14 protein-coding genes are annotated in these 16,949 nt (G+C 45.4%); all 14 read right to left on the reverse strand.

Annotated elements, in window-relative coordinates; all coding sequences use genetic code 11:
- Positions 1-28 precede the first annotated feature (28 nt).
- Positions 29-1,048 carry a Gfo/Idh/MocA family protein gene (locus AC58UX_RS06575; protein WP_497250697.1) on the reverse strand — a complete coding sequence of 340 codons (1,020 nt, stop codon included), beginning with the start codon at positions 1,046-1,048 and terminating at the stop codon, positions 29-31.
- Between the two features lie 26 nt (positions 1,049-1,074).
- Positions 1,075-2,154 (reverse strand): Gfo/Idh/MocA family protein, encoded by a 1,080-nt coding sequence (locus tag AC58UX_RS06580; RefSeq protein WP_497250699.1) that lies wholly within the window; start codon positions 2,152-2,154, stop codon positions 1,075-1,077.
- A gap of 113 nt (positions 2,155-2,267) precedes the next feature.
- The gene (locus tag AC58UX_RS06585) at positions 2,268-3,944 is read right to left on the reverse strand and encodes a type 2 periplasmic-binding domain-containing protein (RefSeq protein WP_497250701.1); all 1,677 of its coding nucleotides are present in this window, start codon (positions 3,942-3,944) and stop codon (positions 2,268-2,270) included.
- A 64-nt stretch (positions 3,945-4,008) separates the two neighbouring features.
- Positions 4,009-4,881: a carbohydrate ABC transporter permease gene (locus tag AC58UX_RS06590; protein WP_497250703.1), complete on the reverse strand. Its 873-nt coding sequence runs from the start codon at positions 4,879-4,881 to the stop codon at positions 4,009-4,011.
- Positions 4,882-4,926: 45 nt separating this feature from the next.
- Positions 4,927-5,856 carry an ABC transporter permease gene (locus AC58UX_RS06595; RefSeq protein ID WP_497252091.1) on the reverse strand — a complete coding sequence of 310 codons (930 nt, stop codon included), beginning with the start codon at positions 5,854-5,856 and terminating at the stop codon, positions 4,927-4,929.
- A gap of 211 nt (positions 5,857-6,067) precedes the next feature.
- Positions 6,068-7,081 carry a LacI family DNA-binding transcriptional regulator gene (locus AC58UX_RS06600; protein WP_497250705.1) on the reverse strand — a complete coding sequence of 338 codons (1,014 nt, stop codon included), beginning with the start codon at positions 7,079-7,081 and terminating at the stop codon, positions 6,068-6,070.
- 75 nt (positions 7,082-7,156) lie between these two features.
- Positions 7,157-7,975 (reverse strand): 5-deoxy-glucuronate isomerase, encoded by an 819-nt coding sequence (gene iolB / locus AC58UX_RS06605; protein ID WP_497250707.1) that lies wholly within the window; start codon positions 7,973-7,975, stop codon positions 7,157-7,159.
- 19 nt (positions 7,976-7,994) lie between these two features.
- Positions 7,995-9,035 (reverse strand): inositol 2-dehydrogenase, encoded by a 1,041-nt coding sequence (gene iolG / locus AC58UX_RS06610; protein ID WP_497250709.1) that lies wholly within the window; start codon positions 9,033-9,035, stop codon positions 7,995-7,997.
- Entirely contained in the window at positions 9,032-9,910 is an 879-nt protein-coding gene (gene fba / locus AC58UX_RS06615) for a class II fructose-1,6-bisphosphate aldolase (protein WP_497250711.1), read from the reverse strand. The genes iolG and fba overlap by 4 nt, the downstream gene beginning before the upstream one ends.
- A 31-nt stretch (positions 9,911-9,941) precedes the next feature.
- Positions 9,942-11,387, reverse strand: coding sequence for a CoA-acylating methylmalonate-semialdehyde dehydrogenase (locus AC58UX_RS06620; RefSeq protein ID WP_497250713.1), 1,446 nt, complete (start codon positions 11,385-11,387; stop codon positions 9,942-9,944).
- Between the two features lie 31 nt (positions 11,388-11,418).
- Positions 11,419-12,429 carry a 5-dehydro-2-deoxygluconokinase gene (iolC, locus tag AC58UX_RS06625; protein ID WP_497250715.1) on the reverse strand — a complete coding sequence of 337 codons (1,011 nt, stop codon included), beginning with the start codon at positions 12,427-12,429 and terminating at the stop codon, positions 11,419-11,421.
- Positions 12,430-12,448: 19 nt separating this feature from the next.
- Positions 12,449-13,345 (reverse strand): myo-inosose-2 dehydratase, encoded by an 897-nt coding sequence (gene iolE, locus AC58UX_RS06630; RefSeq protein WP_497250717.1) that lies wholly within the window; start codon positions 13,343-13,345, stop codon positions 12,449-12,451.
- Between the two features lie 21 nt (positions 13,346-13,366).
- A complete protein-coding gene (iolD, locus tag AC58UX_RS06635) occupies positions 13,367-15,232 on the reverse strand; it encodes a 3D-(3,5/4)-trihydroxycyclohexane-1,2-dione acylhydrolase (decyclizing) (RefSeq protein ID WP_497250719.1) in 1,866 nt (621 codons plus the stop codon).
- 159 nt (positions 15,233-15,391) lie between these two features.
- On the reverse strand, positions 15,392-16,948 hold the full coding sequence (locus tag AC58UX_RS06640) for a response regulator transcription factor (protein ID WP_497250721.1): 1,557 nt from the start codon (positions 16,946-16,948) through the stop codon (positions 15,392-15,394).
- Position 16,949: the final 1 nt, after the last annotated feature.

Raw genomic sequence — 16,949 nt, forward strand, 5'->3', positions numbered from 1 at the left:
GCTCTGGCCTTTCCTAGGGGAGGCTGCTTTATTCTGAAAGATCAATCAGCTTAATCGCAGCACCATAACGTGCTGATAAGGTCGATGCCTCCATCAAACGAGTCAAATCATAAGCCATCTCTATGTTTTCTGTGGCAGTCGTTCCATGTTGAATATGGGATACCCATTGCTCAAAAGCAGTCGGCAGCTTAGGTAAATCGGTCACGACTTGCCAGCCTGTTGCCGCTTCACCTTCCATTTTTGAGCTGCGAATGCGTAATTTATCATCAGTTCGGGAATACATAAGGTTACCTTCTGTTCCCTGGACCTCGATGTCGAATTGCGAATAGCTGCTCACAAATCCAGCTTCTACAATCCCTAGTGCTCCGCTTGGATAACGTAAGGTTGCTACTGCGCTATCTTCCACTTCACGCCCGGTGATATAGCCAAAGCTGGCACTAACGCTTTCCGGCAATCCAAGAAACAAGCGTGTTAAGTACATCGGGTGACAACCAAGATCCATCAATGCCCCACCGCCGGTCTGCTCTAAGTTGAAGAAATGGGCGGGAAGTGCGCCATCTGGATGCTTTTCTGTTCGCAACGCACCATTATGAGCAAGTCGAATACGAACGGTCGTTAAAGTCCCCAGATAACCTTCTCGAATATAAGTTAAAGCCGCTTGCGTAAAACCCATATAGAGACGTGGTAAAGATACCGTTAGCTTGACCCCTGTTTCCTGGGCAACATCAAGTATTTCTCTACATTCTTTCGTGGTCGTTGCCACGACTTTTTCCGTAAAAATATGCTTACCTGCTTTAGCGGCCGCAATCATTATCTCATGGTGTCTGTTCGTTGGTGTACCCACGATAACCCCATCAATTTCAGGATTATTCAATAGCTCTTCCAACTGTCCGTAAAATGCAACCCCGAGCTCGTTCGCTTTATCTAATCCCCGTTGTAGATTTTCATCCCATACTGCGACAATCTCTGTATCTGTGTGTTCCGCAGCTAGACGTGCGTAATCCTTGGCATGAACGTGCCAAAAGCTCAACATCGCTACTTTGATCATGGTTCAACTGCCTCTTTTCATTATAATTAGTCAAAATAGACAGCTTTCCCGGTTCTATTCGATTCATAGATCGCTTCTAGAATTTCAGAAACGACACATGATTGTTCTGGCGTTACAATAGGGTCAGTATCATTGATAATGGCATTAATCCACAAGCGGATTTCTTTATCCTGCATTGTTTCTTTCTTACCTTCGTAAAAATCAGCGCCTTTGGCCTCAAACTGCATCTGGTTCACATATAGACGGCTATGCTTCTCACCGTTAATGCGCAAGCCATCTTGCATATCAGCGCCGCCTTCTGTACCGCATAGCGTACTTTTCGCTTCCTTCGTATCCAGCGTGTTGAGCGCCCAGCTCGCTTCCACCATTACAGTTGCACCATTCTTCATGACGATCATGGCAAATGCAGAATCTTCAACTTTAAATTTGGCCGGATCCCAAGGACCCCAAGAATTTGCAGCATTTTCTTTACGAGAAAGTTTATGATAAGCGGTGCCCAGCACCACCTTGGGTTCATAGTTATTCATTAACCATAGGGTTAAATCGAGTGCATGTGTACCAATATCAATTAGCGGCCCGCCGCCTTGTTTCTCTTCATCCAGGAAAACTCCCCAAGTCGGAACACCGCGTCTGCGAATCGCATGCGCTTTTGCAAAATAAATCTCGCCTAAATCCCCATCTTCAATCACACGTTTCAAATGTTGACTGTCTGCACGGAAACGATTGTTATAACCAATTGTTAATTTTTTGCCCGTGCGCTTTGCAACTTCCACCATACGGCGCGCATCTGCTGCTGTTTTCGCCATCGGTTTTTCACACATCACATGCTTGCCAGCTTCCAAAGCAGCAATTGAGATTTCAGCATGGGTATCATTCGGTGTACAAATGTGAACAACATCAATCGCAGGATCCGCGAGCAATTCACGATAATCATCGTATACTTTGGCACCAGGTGCGCCAAACTTCTCTGCTGCTTTATGTGCACTCGCCGGAAAAATATCAAAAAATCCAATAATGTCAACTTGCTCAATTTTGCTCAAACTAGGCAAATGCTTCCCGGTTGCGATTCCGCCACATCCAATGATAGCGACATTCACTTTCTTCATCGTCGGTTCCTCCCATGATGCAAATCTGCTTATTTAAAGAAGAGGCTGGACATCGAGAAGCTGCCTGATTGCGCAGGCAGCCTATATCGATATCCAGCTTCTCTAAGGTACGATTACTTTGCAGCGACAAATTCCATTTGTTGTTTAACAATTTCTTTTGCATCTTTCGCTAGGAAAGCTGTATTTTTGTTCTCTGCATACCATTTGTTCATGAATTCTTCAAGCTGTTTACCGCCTGCTTTATCCCAAGCCGCTTTAGAATCATTGATCGCTTGTTCTGCGGAGTATTTTGAACCGCTTAGGATAGCCTTAACAAAGAAATCATTTTTCTCTTTAAGAATCGTTGTATTAATGACGTTAAGATCAGCAGGGAACACTGGCATATGATCCCCTAGGGTAATTCCTGGATACTCTCTAGCTGAATCGAAGTAAATCTTTTGAGCAGCTTGGAACAATTGCAATTGAGCTTTTTGTTCAGGCAACAAATCAGGATTAGTTAAACCTGCCAAGTTATAGTTACATTTATCAACACCAGATGAGAAGAACATCGCGTAATCTAACGCGTAAGCAACTTCATTTTTGGACTTCTCTGGATCAATAACTTGCGGACAGCCGTTTGCAGCTTTCTTCCAGTGTGTTCCTTCGTCGCCGAAGATCATTTTACGAGCCGTGTCCGGCTTCATCATGAAGTCAAGGTAGCGGCCTACTGCTTCTGGATCCTTCGCCTTCGCGTTCACAACTGTTGTCATTTGAACCGGATTATCGAAAGCACCCGTGAATGTTCCCATTGGTGATTTCGGATAGCCTAATGGCGCCACTTCACCAGTCGGGTTGTTCTTTTTGAAAGTAGATAATTCAAGGTCTTGAGAGAATTTGACGAAAATCCCCATTTTACCATTCAGGAAGTCTTGCTTAGCTTTATTGCCGTCTTTATCATTAATATAGTCCTTGTCTACGATGCCAGCATCATAGAGACTCTTCTTGAACGTGAGGGAAGCTTGTTCTTTGTCCCATGCACGAACAACTTTGCCGTCCTTAATATCCCAAGCCAATAGTGTGGCTGATGAATTCTCACCGAAAATTTCATTGATGGCTTGCTCCGAATACGTGCTCATGTTCATGCCATACGTATCTTTCTTGCCATTGCCATCTGGATCTTGCTCAACAAACGCCTTCGCTACCGCATACAATTCTTCCGTAGTTGTCGGCATATTGAGATTCAGCTTTTTCAACCAGTCTGTACGAATGTAAAGTACATGTGCAGCTACCGCTTCTTTTACCTTACCAATCTCATACAACTTACCATCTGGCTTAGTTCCTGCTTTTTTCAACTGTGGATACTGGGTAAGTAATTTTTGATATTCAGGCATGTATTGCAAGATGTTGTCGATCGGCATCAATTGTTTTTGATCATATAAACTGCCTCTGAATGGCGTATTATACTCGTTGATAATATCTGGAGCAGAACCGGAAGCAAACAGAACATTCAATTTTTTCGTAGAATCGCTACGAAGGATTGGGACTTGCTTTGCATTGGCTGGTCCACTTTGGTTAATGAACTTGGTCCAACGATTCTCTTCATAGGTACCTTCCGATGCAGGCACGCCTCCACGATCATAAATGGTAACGGAAACATCTCCGCGTTTAGCTGGTGTTGCCGCGGCAGGCTTGTTTGAAGAGGCTGGCGCTGTTGATGCTTCTTCTTTTTTGTCGCTGCTGCAACCTACTAATGTTGCCCCTAATGCTACTACCCCGACTGACATTCCAAGCCATAACTTCTTGTTTTCCATGTGCATTTTCCCCCTACAAAATTTTTTTATAGTAACGTCTTGAGAAACGGGAATACCTGTTTTATTACCCCTTAACCGATCCTAGCATAACTCCCTTGACAAAATACTTTTGCAAGAATGGATAAACGACTAACATCGGGACAACCATGACGACTACACCGACAGCTTTCACCATCTCGGTAGCAACTGTTTGTTGTTCCTCCAAATTAAGCGTAGGAGAATTCAATAAGTCATTTTTTTGCAGCATCCCTTGGACAACAACCGTTAAATTCAACATCTCACTTTTATTGATGTACATGAGTACGTTCATAAACGAATTCCAGAAGCCAATGCCATAGAATAACGCAAGTGTAGCCAGCATGGGAAGTGAGAGCGGTAAGATAACACGAATTAGTAGTGAAGTATCATTACAGCCATCAATCCGTGCAGCCTCCTGCACTTCAGATGGAATATTCTCGAAATAACTTTTCATAAGAAGCATGTTGTAAGTACTGATGAATCCGGAAAGCCATAATGCCCAGTAGGAATCAATCAGGTGCATGTTCTTAATCACGAGATAGGTGGGAATCAAGCCTCCAGAGAACAGCATGGTGAACACCATACCTAGAACGAGGTAGCGTCGAGCAAATAGATACGATCTAGATAACGGATAAGCAGCTAATATGGTACCTAATAAACTTAACCCCACACCAATCACTGTAATGATCACACTATTTTTAAAAGCACTCCAAGCAGGGCTGGCGAGGAAGAAGATTTTATAGGCTGTGAACTCTAAGCCCACTGGCCAGAAGAAGACATGACCTGATTCAACAGCCGATCGCTCACTTAGTGATAGCGCTATGATATGAATAAATGGCAGTATACAAGTTAGGGCGATTACTGCGAGTACTAAATAATTGATGGCATAAAATATTTTTTCTCCGGGTGTCGCTTTCATGCAAATCCTCCTTCCACGGATGTTAAACTTGATGTATACATGATTCTAGAAGAGAGCCTGATCGAATTTCCGAGCGATTCGATTAGCTATAAGTACAAGACTGCAACTAATGATGGATTCAAAGAATCCCATTGCTGTTGTTAAACTAAACTGCGCATTACCCAAACCAATTTTATAAATATAAGTACTTATGACTTCAGACACATCCGAAACTCCAGCGTTCTGTAAGTTATACACTTGATCAAAGCCTACTTCCATAATCTTACCCATCGCTAAGATGAGCAATAAGATGATCGTGTGACGAATGCCAGGGATGGTTACGTGCCACATTTGACGCCATTTTGTAGCCCCATCCATGGCAGCTGATTCGTAAAGCGAAGGGTCAATGGTCGTTAGAGCAGCTAAATAAATAATTGTGCTAAAGCCCATTTCCTTCCAAATGCCTGATCCAACAAAAATGGCTAACCATGAATTGGATTCGTAGAGGAAGTTAATGGGTTCGATTCCAAATAAGCCAAGCACCTTATTAATCGAACCATAATCCGTTGCGAATAGGGACAACACGATCCCGGAAACAATAACCCAAGAGAAGAAATGTGGTAGATAGACAATCGTTTGTACCCATCGTTTAAACCAAGATTTCCTAACCTCGTTCAGTAAAATAGCAAGGAGTATTGGCATTGGGAATCCAAATATCAAACTTAGAAAACTCAACCAAAACGTATTCCACAAAATTTGGAGCGTATTGGAGCTTGAGAATAATATCTTAAAATTTTTCAGCCCCACCCAAGGACTGTTTAAAATTCCATCAGCAAAATTGTAATTTTTGAAAGCGATAACAAGTCCGCCCATAGGCCAGTATTTGAATAAAATATAGTAAGCAATAACAGGTACCAGCATGATAAACAAAGGTATGTTCTGCTTCAGCCTTCTTCGTCGTTTTAGTCGCAAGGCATCTAATTCACTTTGAGTCATCTGGATGTCAGGAGTTTTAATAATATTCCCATTCATGTTTGCTTCACTCCTTTACTTTAATCTTATAACCCTATGATATAAGTTTTCATAGGAAAAACCCTTAAAATATTATAGAAGAAACTATAAATTCATTGGGTCCTTTCTAGTGTATTTTTCCACATAAAAAAAACTGCCTCCCCGTTGAGGAAGCAGCTTCATTAACAAGTAACCATTACTTTGCAGGAGCCGTTGTAGATTGACGAATGATCAGCTCAGGCCGCATAACGACGCGTTGTTTGGCTTGCGATTTCTTTTTCAGCTCCGAAATAAGCAGATCTACCACTTGCTTACCCATAGGTTCAATAGGCTGAGCAATGGTCGTGAGCGGTGGATCCGTCACAGAAGCTAGAATCGTATTATCGAAGCCAATCACGGAAACATCCTCTGGCACACGAAGCTTCAATTGCTTCGCTGCCTGCAGTGCGCCAATCGCCAGCATATCATTACAGCAGAAAAGTGCAGTTGGCCTTTCCGATGCAGGCTTCTCCAGAAGCTCAATCGCTTCACGCTTGCCATCCTCAACGGTGTATCGACAATGCCGTACGTGATCTTCAGGGAGTTGAACATCAGCTTCCGCCAATGTGGTTATAAATCCTTTTACCCGTTCACGACTACTCGTGACTTTGGCATGTTCCGCAAGAATGGCCATGCGATCATGACCTAGCTCCAATAGATGCTTCGCTGCTAATGTGCCGCCAACGAAATCGTCAACAACAACGGTATGTACAGCGAAATCCGGCATCTCCCTGGCAATCATCACAACTGGAATCGCTCGTTCCATCAAGGGAGTGAACATATCCTTGTTGTCCATTCCCGTACCGATAATCATCCCGTCCACGCTTTTCTGTTGAAGTAGGTTCAAGTATCGTTCTACGCGTTCGTCTTTATTATCGGTACTGCATATCACAAGACTGTATCCCAAATTGTGCCCTTGATCCTCGACCGCTCTTGCGATTTCGGCAAAGAACGGATTCGAAATATCAGGGACTAGCAAACCTAATGTATATGTTTTCTTACCAGTCAGTGCGGAGGCGATAACACTCGGCTGATAATTAAGCTTCTCCATCACTTTCAGAATTTCAGCGCGCCGTTCTTCGCTTATTTTCCCTTTACCATTCATGACTTGGGAAACCGCGGCAATCGACACACCGGCTTCTCTTGCCACATCGTAAATGGTTGCCTTCATCCTACTACCCCATTTTTCTTGAAGAATACAGTTATTCCCCCATTATGACGGGGCTTTTGGGAACTTGCAACCGGCTTACTTCTCGCTTGGCTTGGTCATAATCCAAGCATGGTCCGGGTCATTATGGAATTTCCATGTGCGAGTTGGTCCTGCCATAACATTCAAATAATACACATCATAGCCCGGAGGCGCTGATACAGGGTGATAACCGCGCGGAACTAGCACAGTTTCACCATTTTTGACGATCAGCGTTTCATCTAGTGAACGGTCATCCGTGTAAACCCGTTGAACCGCAAAGCCATGCTCAGGTTGAACACGGAAGTAATACGTTTCTTCCAAGAAGGATTCTTCCGGAAGCGCGTCACGATCATGCTTGTGCGGCGGATAACTGGACCAATGGCCGTTTGGTGTAAATACTTCAACAACTAGCAGGCTATCCGCAGGTTCGCTCTCAGGTAAAATATTATGAATATAACGCTCAATATTACCATATCCGCGTGTTTCAACACCTACTTGCCCAGGCGCAATCAAGCGTGAACGATGGCTCCCAGCTCCTGGTGCGGAGCACACAGCAAGCTGCAGGGAGGTTAAAGCTGTTACTTCATAGCTATCGTTACTAGTCACATAAACGGAATACGGAGGAATTTGCTCAAACACGCTCATGCGTTGACCAATCCCATCCCATTGCTCTTCCTTCGTACGAACGTTAGCTTTGCCACTCAACAGGACAAGGCACACCTCTTGATCAAGCGTTTCACGTCGCAAGGATTGTCCTTCTGCCAGTTCTACTACCTCGAACCCAACATATTGCCAGCCTGCTGATTCAGGCGTTACTAGTAAGGTGCTGCCTTCCGCATTCGGGGAAGCTGCCGGTGTTACAATCAATTTGGACATCGTACAATCTCTCCCCTTTTTAAGCTAATGAGGTTTGTGTGAGCAGCTCCAACGCTTCGCTCACCTTCACCGGACGACCTAAACGGGAAGATAGCTTCGCGGCTAACGCGATGCGCTCAGCTTGAACGCCGTCATCCCCGCTGACAGGGACAATTTTATCGTTCAAGATAGCATCGATGAACATTTGCGTCTCTTCAACGTAAGCTGCTTGATAACGCTCAAGGAAGAAGTGCAATGGCTTATCGCTGACAACCGAATCCGCTGTGGAAATCACTGCTGTGTTCGAATGATCATTCGCAACGACAACGCTGCCTTTGGAACCGAACACTTCAACACGCTGGTCATAGCCATAAACCGCTTGACGGCTGTTATCGATCACACCAAGTGCACCATTTGCGAAGCGCAGTGTGACAACCGCTGTATCCACGTCACCGTGCTCAGCAAATTCCGGGTTGATCAATACATTGCCAACTGCATAAACTTCTTCAACTTCGCTGCCTGAAACGTAGCGAGCCATATCAAAGTCATGAATCATCATATCCATGAAAATACCGCCAGAAACTTTCACATAATCGATGTGAGGCGGATTCGGGTCGCGGGAAGTAATTTTAATGATATGCGGATCGCCGATACCACCAGCTTGCACCACTTCTTGAACGCGTTTGAAGTTATGATCGAAACGACGGTTAAAGCCAATTTGCAGCTTCACGCCTGCTTTTTTAACTTCATCAATCGCGGATACAGTTTTCGTGATGTCCATAGAGATTGGCTTTTCGCAGAAAATATGTTTACCCGCACGCGCGGCTTGCTGAATCAAAGGCACGTGTGTATCTGTAGAGGAACAAATGAAAATGGCATCGATATCTGGATGAGAAATAAGTTCATTGCTATCCTTTGTAACGATAGCGATATTACGAGCTGCTGCCCATGCTTCTAGTTCTGGACCTGCAAACAAATCACTTACTGCAACAATTTCAACCTGCGGCGTCCGCAACAAATTGTCCGCGTGAATTTTACCAATACGGCCTGCGCCGATAATACCGATTCTAACCTTTTTCATCCTACGTTCCCTCCCGCTTTACCAGCGCTTCCGAATAATTGGATTTTGGCTCTTACAGATGCAGTAATGGCTTCCCGCGCAGGAATTAAATAATTCCTAGGATCATAAGCATCCGGATGATCATTCAAAAATGTGCGAATCGTAGCTGTGCAAGCGATTTGATTATCTGTATTGACGTTAATTTTAGCTGTCCCGCAAGCGATTGCTTGACGAATCTCATCATCAGGAAGGCCGCTTCCACCATGAAGTACAAGAGGCAGACCAGTCAGATCTCTAATTTCAGCCATACGGTCAAAACCTAGCTTAGGCTGTCCGCGATAGGGTCCGTGAACCGAGCCAAGCGCAGGAGCTAAACAATCGATACCTGTTTCCTGAACCATCCTTAGGCAGTCCTCAGCCACCGCGTACATCCCATCTGCATCATCGACAACTAGATCATCTTCACGTCCTGTAATTCGACCTAGCTCTGATTCCACGGAAACACCAAGCACATGCGCAGCTTGCGTTACTTGACGCGTAACTTCGATATTATGTTCAAGCGAATGATGGGAAGCATCGATCATGACCGAAGTAAATCCAGCGTGGATCGCTTTGATACATACTTCGTATGAGCTGCCATGATCCAAATGAAGCGCAACTGGCACGGTAATGCCATAATGCTCGATCAAAGCTTTCACCATGCCCGCGATACAAGGAAGCCCGCCCATATAAGGAATGTAAGCCTCACTAACACCTAGAATCACCGGCGCTTGTTCTAGTTGTGCAGCCTGTAAGATCGCCTGTGTGAATTCAAGATTATTCAAATTAAATTGCCCGACGGCATATTTGCCTTCTAAAGCCGTTTGCAGCATCTCTTTCATCGAAACGAGTGTCATGATGTGCTCCCTTTCTGGCGGAAGCTCGCTGTTACCAGCGAGCCGTTACCATTTTTTTACGAGTGTAGAATTCCACGCCATCTGTACCATTGGCATGCAAATCCCCGTAGAAAGATTTTTTGTAGCCAGAGAAAGGGAAGAACGCCATCGGCGCAGGTACACCAAGGTTAACCCCAAGCATCCCAGCATCGATTGTTTCACGGAATTGACGTACGTTGCTGCCATCTTGCGTGAAGAGACATGCGCCGTTCGCGAACTCTGAACGGTTGGAAAGTTCAATTGCTTCTTCCAACGTGTTAACGCGAACGATGGAAAGAACTGGAGCAAAAATTTCATCTTCCCAAATTTTCATCTCGCATTGTACTTGGTCGAAGATCGTCGGTCCAACGAAGTAGCCCGCTTGCCCAGCCGCAGCGTCTTTACGACCATCACGAACCATTAACGCGCCTTCATTTTCACCGATTTCAATATATTTCAATGTACGTTCTTTGTGTGATCCACGAATAACTGGACCTAAGAACACACCTTCATCGTTTCCGTTACCAATCGTAATCGCATCAGCCGCTTCAAGCAGTTTGCTGACAAGCGTATCTGCTACATCGCCTACAGCTACAACGACGGAACATGCCATACAGCGTTCGCCTGCTGAACCGAAAGCAGCATTCGTAATTTCTTTTACCGCAATGGACAAATTCGCATCCGGCATTACGATAGAGTGATTTTTTGCGCCTGCAAGTGCTTGAACGCGTTTCCCGTTAGCAGCTGCAGTTCTGTAAATATACTCCGCTACTGGTTGGGAGCCAACGAACGAAATAGCTTTCACTTCTTTGTGCTCAAGAAGTCCATTAACGACATCATGTGCACCATGAACGATGTTAAGCACTCCCGCTGGCAGGCCAGCTTCGTGGAACAATTCTGCAAGACGATTAGCCAAGTGAGGCGTACGCTCCGAAGGCTTCAATACGAACGTATTACCGCAAGCGATCGCAAGCGGGAACATCCAGCAAGGTACCATCATCGGGAAGTTGAATGGTGTAATACCACCGATAACTCCGATTGGGTAACGGTACATACCCGATTCAATGTTGGAAGCAATATCCGGAAGCTGTTTCCCCATCATAAGGGTAGGCGCACCAGCTGCGAACTCTACACACTCGATACCGCGAAGTACTTCGCCGTAAGCTTCTGTGTAGCTTTTGCCGTTTTCTTTCGTCACGATTCTTGCTAGCTCTTCCCAATTATCAACTAGGAGTTGTTGGTATTTGAACAAGATGCGTGCTCTCTTTGGTACCGGTGTACGGCTCCAAGCTTGAAAAGCTTCTTGTGAATTACGAACTGCTTGATCCACTTCTTCTTTTGTTGAAACAGGAATGTAAGCTAAAATCTCTTCTGTCGCAGGATTATAAACAGGCTCCGTTTGTGTAGCTGTTGATGCAACCCATTCGCCGCCAATCCAGTTTTTCAAAATCTGTGTCATATCGATTGCTCCTTTATATGTTTATAGTTAATTACGAAGCTGTAATTTCTCCGCGATTGCAACGTTCAATGTAATCATCCACTGCAGCAGAAGTTGGCATAGCATCCGAACAGCTATGGCTGGAAATAACGATACAAGCAGCAGCACTTCCGTATTCCATGCTTTTCTCCAACGTCCAGCCCTGCATAACACCATAGATAAAGCCTGCTGCGTAAGAATCACCTGCACCAAATGTCTTCACAACTTTCGCTGGGAAGCTCTTCGCGCGATGTCCAACGCCATCTTGTGTATAAGCGATAGAACCTTCTTTGCCATGCTTAATGATGACGATCTTCGCTGAATAATCGAACCACTTCGCAGCTGTGATATGGTCATCCTTTTCAGGATTATGCTCGAATTTCTCCATCATGTCGAACTCTTCACGTGTACCTAGGATGATGTCGCATTTCTCAGCAGCTAGATTGTAGTAAACAGCCGTCTCTTCCGGTGAAGTCCATGTGTATGGACGGTAGTCAAGATCAAATACGATCACTGCGCCATGCTTTTTCGCGTAATCCAACGCTTGGAACACTGCTTCTCGCGAAGGGCTTTGAGCTAGAGCTGTACCGGAAATCAGCAATACTTTTGCACTAGCGATCAGCGACTCTTGAACCTCATTCGCAGTCAACTTCAAATCGGCTACATTATCGCGATACATCAAGATGCTGCAGTCCGATGGACTTTTAATTTCGGTAAAAGCTAATCCTGTCACAGCGCCTGTGTTATCCGTTACAACATTGCGAGTATCAATGGAATTCTTCTCTAAATAGGAAGCGATGAAACGGCCCATTTGATCATTGGCAATTTTGCCGATAAAAGCTGTTTTCATGCCCAGTCTGGACATACCGATTGTGATGTTCGCTGGCGAACCGCCAACATACTTCGTGAACGTCATCGTTTCTTCCATTGGACGATTGATTTCATTCGCATTTAAATCGATACACAATCTGCCGATCGCTACAAAATCAAGTGCTTTCTCTTGTGGAAAAGTCACATAAGTCATGGCCTTATTACCTACTTTCTTATTTTAGTAATGAATGGATATGGTTCAGTGCATTTTTCGCATATTGATAAGGATTGTGCGTCCCTGGATCTTGCTCGCCTTCCAGCATCGCCCATCCTGTATATTCTCGTTCCAACAACTCTTGGAAGATTGGTGCAAAATCAAGGCATCCATCGCCTGGTACGGTAAACACACCTTTGCGGATACACGTTACGAAATCGACTTGCTCCGCGCGCGCTTCATCCAGTACGTCTTGACGAATATCTTTCAGGTGAATATAGGCGATTCGGTCGTAATGCTTACGCAAAACCGTTAACGGATCCCCGCCGCCATAGTACGTGTGGCCTGTATCAAATAGCAGGTAAACCAAGGATGGATCCGTCAGCTCCATCAAGCGATCAATTTCTTCCGGGGATTCAACAACCGTGCCACCGTGATGATGATACGTTAGCTTCAATCCGTACTCTTGCGCGATGGCTCCAGCGCGATTCAGACCTTCAGCTAAACTCTGCCAGCCTGCTTCATCGAGGCGCAGTACTTCTTTCTCATTCGGCGTACGGCGCGGGTCAAAATGGAGCGAGCCCCCGACTTCCGCAGTAGAGATGACCGTGCTGCCCATTTCTTTTAGAAACTCCACATGCTTGCGATATGCTTCAAGTTCTTGCTCTCTATATGCAGGATCTGAGAACAGGACGGATTTCCACTGGGATACGAGGCAAATGCCTCTATCCGATAACTCTTTTTTCAACACTTGAATATCCGTAGGGTATTTACGCCCCATCTCTGTTCCAGTCAATCCTAATTTCTGAATATCATCTACGATTTGTTCAAATGTGGTATCAGCGCCATGTTCCTTGACGTCTTCACCCACCCAATTAATAGGATGAATGCCTAGTTTAAAAGGTAGCTGTTGCATCGTGAGATCACCTCTTCTTCGTTAGATGGATTTAGCCGCTTGAATATTTTTCTTCATCGCTTCGTGGGCAGCCAGTACTTTGGCACTTTCCGAAACCTCTGGTACGCCAACGTTCCACCAGGACTCATAACCGCCTGTGTTCGTGCCAGGTACAACTGGGATTTCGATCAACGTTGTCACTGTTTCAGTTTTCGCTTGCAACAGTGCTGCCTTAAGCTCTTCTGGATTCGTAGCTTTGTAAGATTTTGCTCCCAAGCTGCGAGCATGCGCTGCGAAATCAATCGGCATATAGTTTCCTGTCAGCCTGCGCGTCCCTGCTTCACGATAACGGAATTCATTGCCGAAGCCTTCGCTTCCTTGACTGCGTTGTAAGTTATGAATGCACTGGAAGCCGTGATTATCAAACAGAAGGATGGTGAATTTCTGTCCTTCTTGCAAGCTAGTCACTAATTCCGAGTGAAGCATCAAGTAGCTTCCATCTCCGACGATCGCATACACCTCACGCCCCGGTTCCGCTAAAGCAGCGCCGAATGCACCGCTTACTTCGTAACCCATACAAGAGAAGCCATATTCCATATGATATGTTTTGGGTTCAGTTGAACGCCACAAACGGTGTAAATCGCCTGGAAGACTTCCCGCAGCGCACACAACAACTGAGGAAGGGTCAATCGTTTCATTGATCACACCGAGCGCGCGTGTTTGTGAGAAGCCCTCTGCACATTCTGCGCGATAAAGGCGATCTACTTCACTCTCCCACTCTGCTTTCAAAGCAGCTATGTAACCTGTCTCATAGCCAGTTGCATAATCATTCGAAGCCAAAGCTTCATGCAGCAAGCTAAGCGCCTCTTTCGCATCAGCCGTAATCGAGAAACCGCCAAGCTTGGAGGAATCAAAGCCGCTGATATTAATATTGATGAATTGTACATCATCGTTAGCAAACGCCGATTTGGACGCTGTCGTAAAGTCGGAATAGCGTGTGCCCACACCGATGATCAAATCCGCCTGCTTCGCCAGCTTGTTCGCTGCCAATGCTCCTGTTACGCCGATCGCGCCGACTTGCATTGCGTGATTCCAAGGCAATGAGCTTTTGCCTGCTTGTGTTTCTGCCACTGGAATGCCGAATGCTACTGCAAACGCCGCTAGCTCTTTCGTTGCTTCTGCATATAGCACGCCGCCGCCAGCAATAATTAACGGGCGCTTCTTGCCAAGGAATAACGAAGTTGCACGCGCAATCGCTTCTTTCGCCGCTGGGCGACGATCAATATAATGAACTTTCTTTTCGAAGAAAGATTCTGGATAATCATAAGCCTCTGCCTGAACATCTTGCGGCAACGCTAGGGTTACTGCACCTGTTTCGGCTGGATCCATCAACACGCGCATCGCTTGTGTCGCTGCTGTGATCAATTGCTCTGGACGAACGATGCGGTCCCAGTATTTGCTCACGGCTTTGAAAGGATCCGTCGCAGATACGGTGTAGTCACTCACGTTCTCAAGCTGTTGCAGCACAGGATCTGGCTGACGTGAAGCAAAATTATCTCCCGGCAGCAATAGCACCGGAATGCGGTTAACAGTCGCGGTTCCCGCTGCCGTTACCATGTTCAATGCCCCAGGCCCAATCGATGTTGTGCAGGCATAGATTTGTTGACGGTTCTTCTGCTTTGCGTAAGCGGTTGCAGCGTGGACCATTCCCTGCTCATTTTTACCTTGTATATAAGTTAGGTCACCTGCGCTGTACTCCAACGCTTCTCCAATCCCAGTTACATTGCCATGTCCGAATATCCCCATGACACCTCGAACAAATTTAGTTTCCTGTCCATCTACGGAAATGTACTGTTGATCTAGAAAACGAAGTAGTGCTTGTGCCATTGTAAGTCGAATTGTACGCATGTAAATCTCCCTTCCACCCAGAGGTTAAGCGCTTAATCTTTCGAATTTTAAACGCTCACCCGTTTTCGGGGTTAAGCGCTTAATCCGATCATACAACATTTTCTTTTTACTCGCAATGCCTATTTTTTGAAAGCACGATCTAGTTCGAAACATGCACCCTTAGGGCGATATTTTGCCGCTTCTGTACTCTTTCGGCGACATCTGGAATTGCTGCTTGAACACGTTCGTGAAATAATTCGGCTCATCAAAGCCAATTGCACAGGCAATCTCAAATATTTTCATATCGGTATTCCGAAGCAGTAATGCAGCTTTGTCCATACGGACACGGGTAACGAAGCGTGTAAAGCTTTCCCCTGTAGCCTTTTTAAATACAACACTGAAGTAGCTTGGGTTTAAATGAATATGCGCCGCGACATCGGTTAATCGGCATTCCTCGTTGTAATGCTCCTCGATGTATTTAATGGCTCGCTCAATCACATTCTCACTTTTGGACGCTTGCCATTGATTGAATTGGACCAAGAAATGCTTGACTTGCTCAGCCACCCAATCCAGCACCTCCTTGGAGGTCCAGTGAATCTGCGGCATTTCATTCGGAATCCTAGCAATGGCATTGTTGTCATCCGGATCAAATTGCTTCTGTATCGTTCCATGCATGGCAATGGATAGCGACAACGCGCCAATTCGCATTTCCTCCGGTGATGTACGGCTTAGATCGGCGAGAATACGATTCAAGAGCACATGTAAGCTGTCTTCTTGACCGACAAGAATAGCTGACATGAGCCCGACTTCCATCTCTCTGACTTTCGCTTGATTCAGCGAGAGCATAATGCCGGATCCCGCTTCTCCACCACTTACGGCAGGGAGATCTATGGATTCTGTGAACGCCCCTTTCGTCAACTGATATAAGTCTGCCAAGTCACTAGCCGAAGGAGCGAGTCCCATGGATATCATACCGGTGCGAATTTTCAAATATTCAAAGGATGCGGTTGGAATAGCCTCTTGCAAACTCTCTTCCACTTGATGCATTCCTGTTACTAATAGGAACGTATCATGTTCCACTAGCAACAGCCGCGCATCCAGTCCCGCTCCTTTTACCAGCTCTTCGGCAATATTGGAGAAAGCAAATTGAAGCAAGCTCATATCGCGTTTTCCATTTGCTTTAGAAGCCAAATCTTCATTGTTCAAGTGCAGCAGCCACAATTCTTTACCGTTCAGTGCTTCATTTATTCTAACTAGTGTGCTCATCTCATAAGGGAGATCCAGCAATACCGCCCGAAGCTCCTGATCTTGCTGCAGTTGCAGCTGTAGCTGTTGCTTCTGCTGATGGGCATATTTCTCATAAAACTTCTCCGAAGCTTTATTCATAATCTGCCGTACATCGTCTTCGGTACATGGTTTGATGAGAATATCCAAAGCACCTAAACGTACAGCGGCTTGCGCATATTCGAAATTTTTATATCCAGTCAAAATGATAACAATCATATCGGGATAATTTTTGCGTAAATGCCCAACGAATTCGAGCCCATCCATGATCGGCATACGAATATCCGTTAGAACTAAATCAGGTCTAAGCTCATCCAGCATCGTCAAGGCATCCTGACCATTGCTGGCCTCGCCGACCACTTGCCAGCCGAGATCTCCGCTCTGCAGCATCTTCACGATACCTTTTCTAAAATTCAACTGATCCTCGACAATTAATACTCGTCCACTTCTCATG

The organism is Paenibacillus sp. J22P90 (assembly GCF_059692195.1).

Excerpts from the sequence above, each read along its gene's own strand:
- AC58UX_RS06575 (WP_497250697.1), bottom strand. The coding sequence starts at position 1,048 with ATGATCAAAGTAGCGATGTTGAGCTTTTGGCACGTTCATGCCAAGGAT.
- AC58UX_RS06580 (WP_497250699.1), bottom strand. The coding sequence starts at position 2,154 with ATGAAGAAAGTGAATGTCGCTATCATTGGATGTGGCGGAATCGCAACC.
- AC58UX_RS06585 (WP_497250701.1), bottom strand. The coding sequence starts at position 3,944 with ATGGAAAACAAGAAGTTATGGCTTGGAATGTCAGTCGGGGTAGTAGCA.
- AC58UX_RS06590 (WP_497250703.1), bottom strand. The coding sequence starts at position 4,881 with ATGAAAGCGACACCCGGAGAAAAAATATTTTATGCCATCAATTATTTA.
- AC58UX_RS06595 (WP_497252091.1), bottom strand. The coding sequence starts at position 5,856 with ATGACTCAAAGTGAATTAGATGCCTTGCGACTAAAACGACGAAGAAGG.
- AC58UX_RS06600 (WP_497250705.1), bottom strand. The coding sequence starts at position 7,081 with ATGAAGGCAACCATTTACGATGTGGCAAGAGAAGCCGGTGTGTCGATT.
- iolB (WP_497250707.1), bottom strand. The coding sequence starts at position 7,975 with ATGTCCAAATTGATTGTAACACCGGCAGCTTCCCCGAATGCGGAAGGC.
- iolG (WP_497250709.1), bottom strand. The coding sequence starts at position 9,035 with ATGAAAAAGGTTAGAATCGGTATTATCGGCGCAGGCCGTATTGGTAAA.
- fba (WP_497250711.1), bottom strand. The coding sequence starts at position 9,910 with ATGACACTCGTTTCGATGAAAGAGATGCTGCAAACGGCTTTAGAAGGC.
- AC58UX_RS06620 (WP_497250713.1), bottom strand. The coding sequence starts at position 11,387 with ATGACACAGATTTTGAAAAACTGGATTGGCGGCGAATGGGTTGCATCA.
- iolC (WP_497250715.1), bottom strand. The coding sequence starts at position 12,429 with ATGACTTATGTGACTTTTCCACAAGAGAAAGCACTTGATTTTGTAGCG.
- iolE (WP_497250717.1), bottom strand. The coding sequence starts at position 13,345 with ATGCAACAGCTACCTTTTAAACTAGGCATTCATCCTATTAATTGGGTG.
- iolD (WP_497250719.1), bottom strand. The coding sequence starts at position 15,232 with ATGCGTACAATTCGACTTACAATGGCACAAGCACTACTTCGTTTTCTA.
- AC58UX_RS06640 (WP_497250721.1), bottom strand. The coding sequence starts at position 16,948 with ATGAGAAGTGGACGAGTATTAATTGTCGAGGATCAGTTGAATTTTAGA.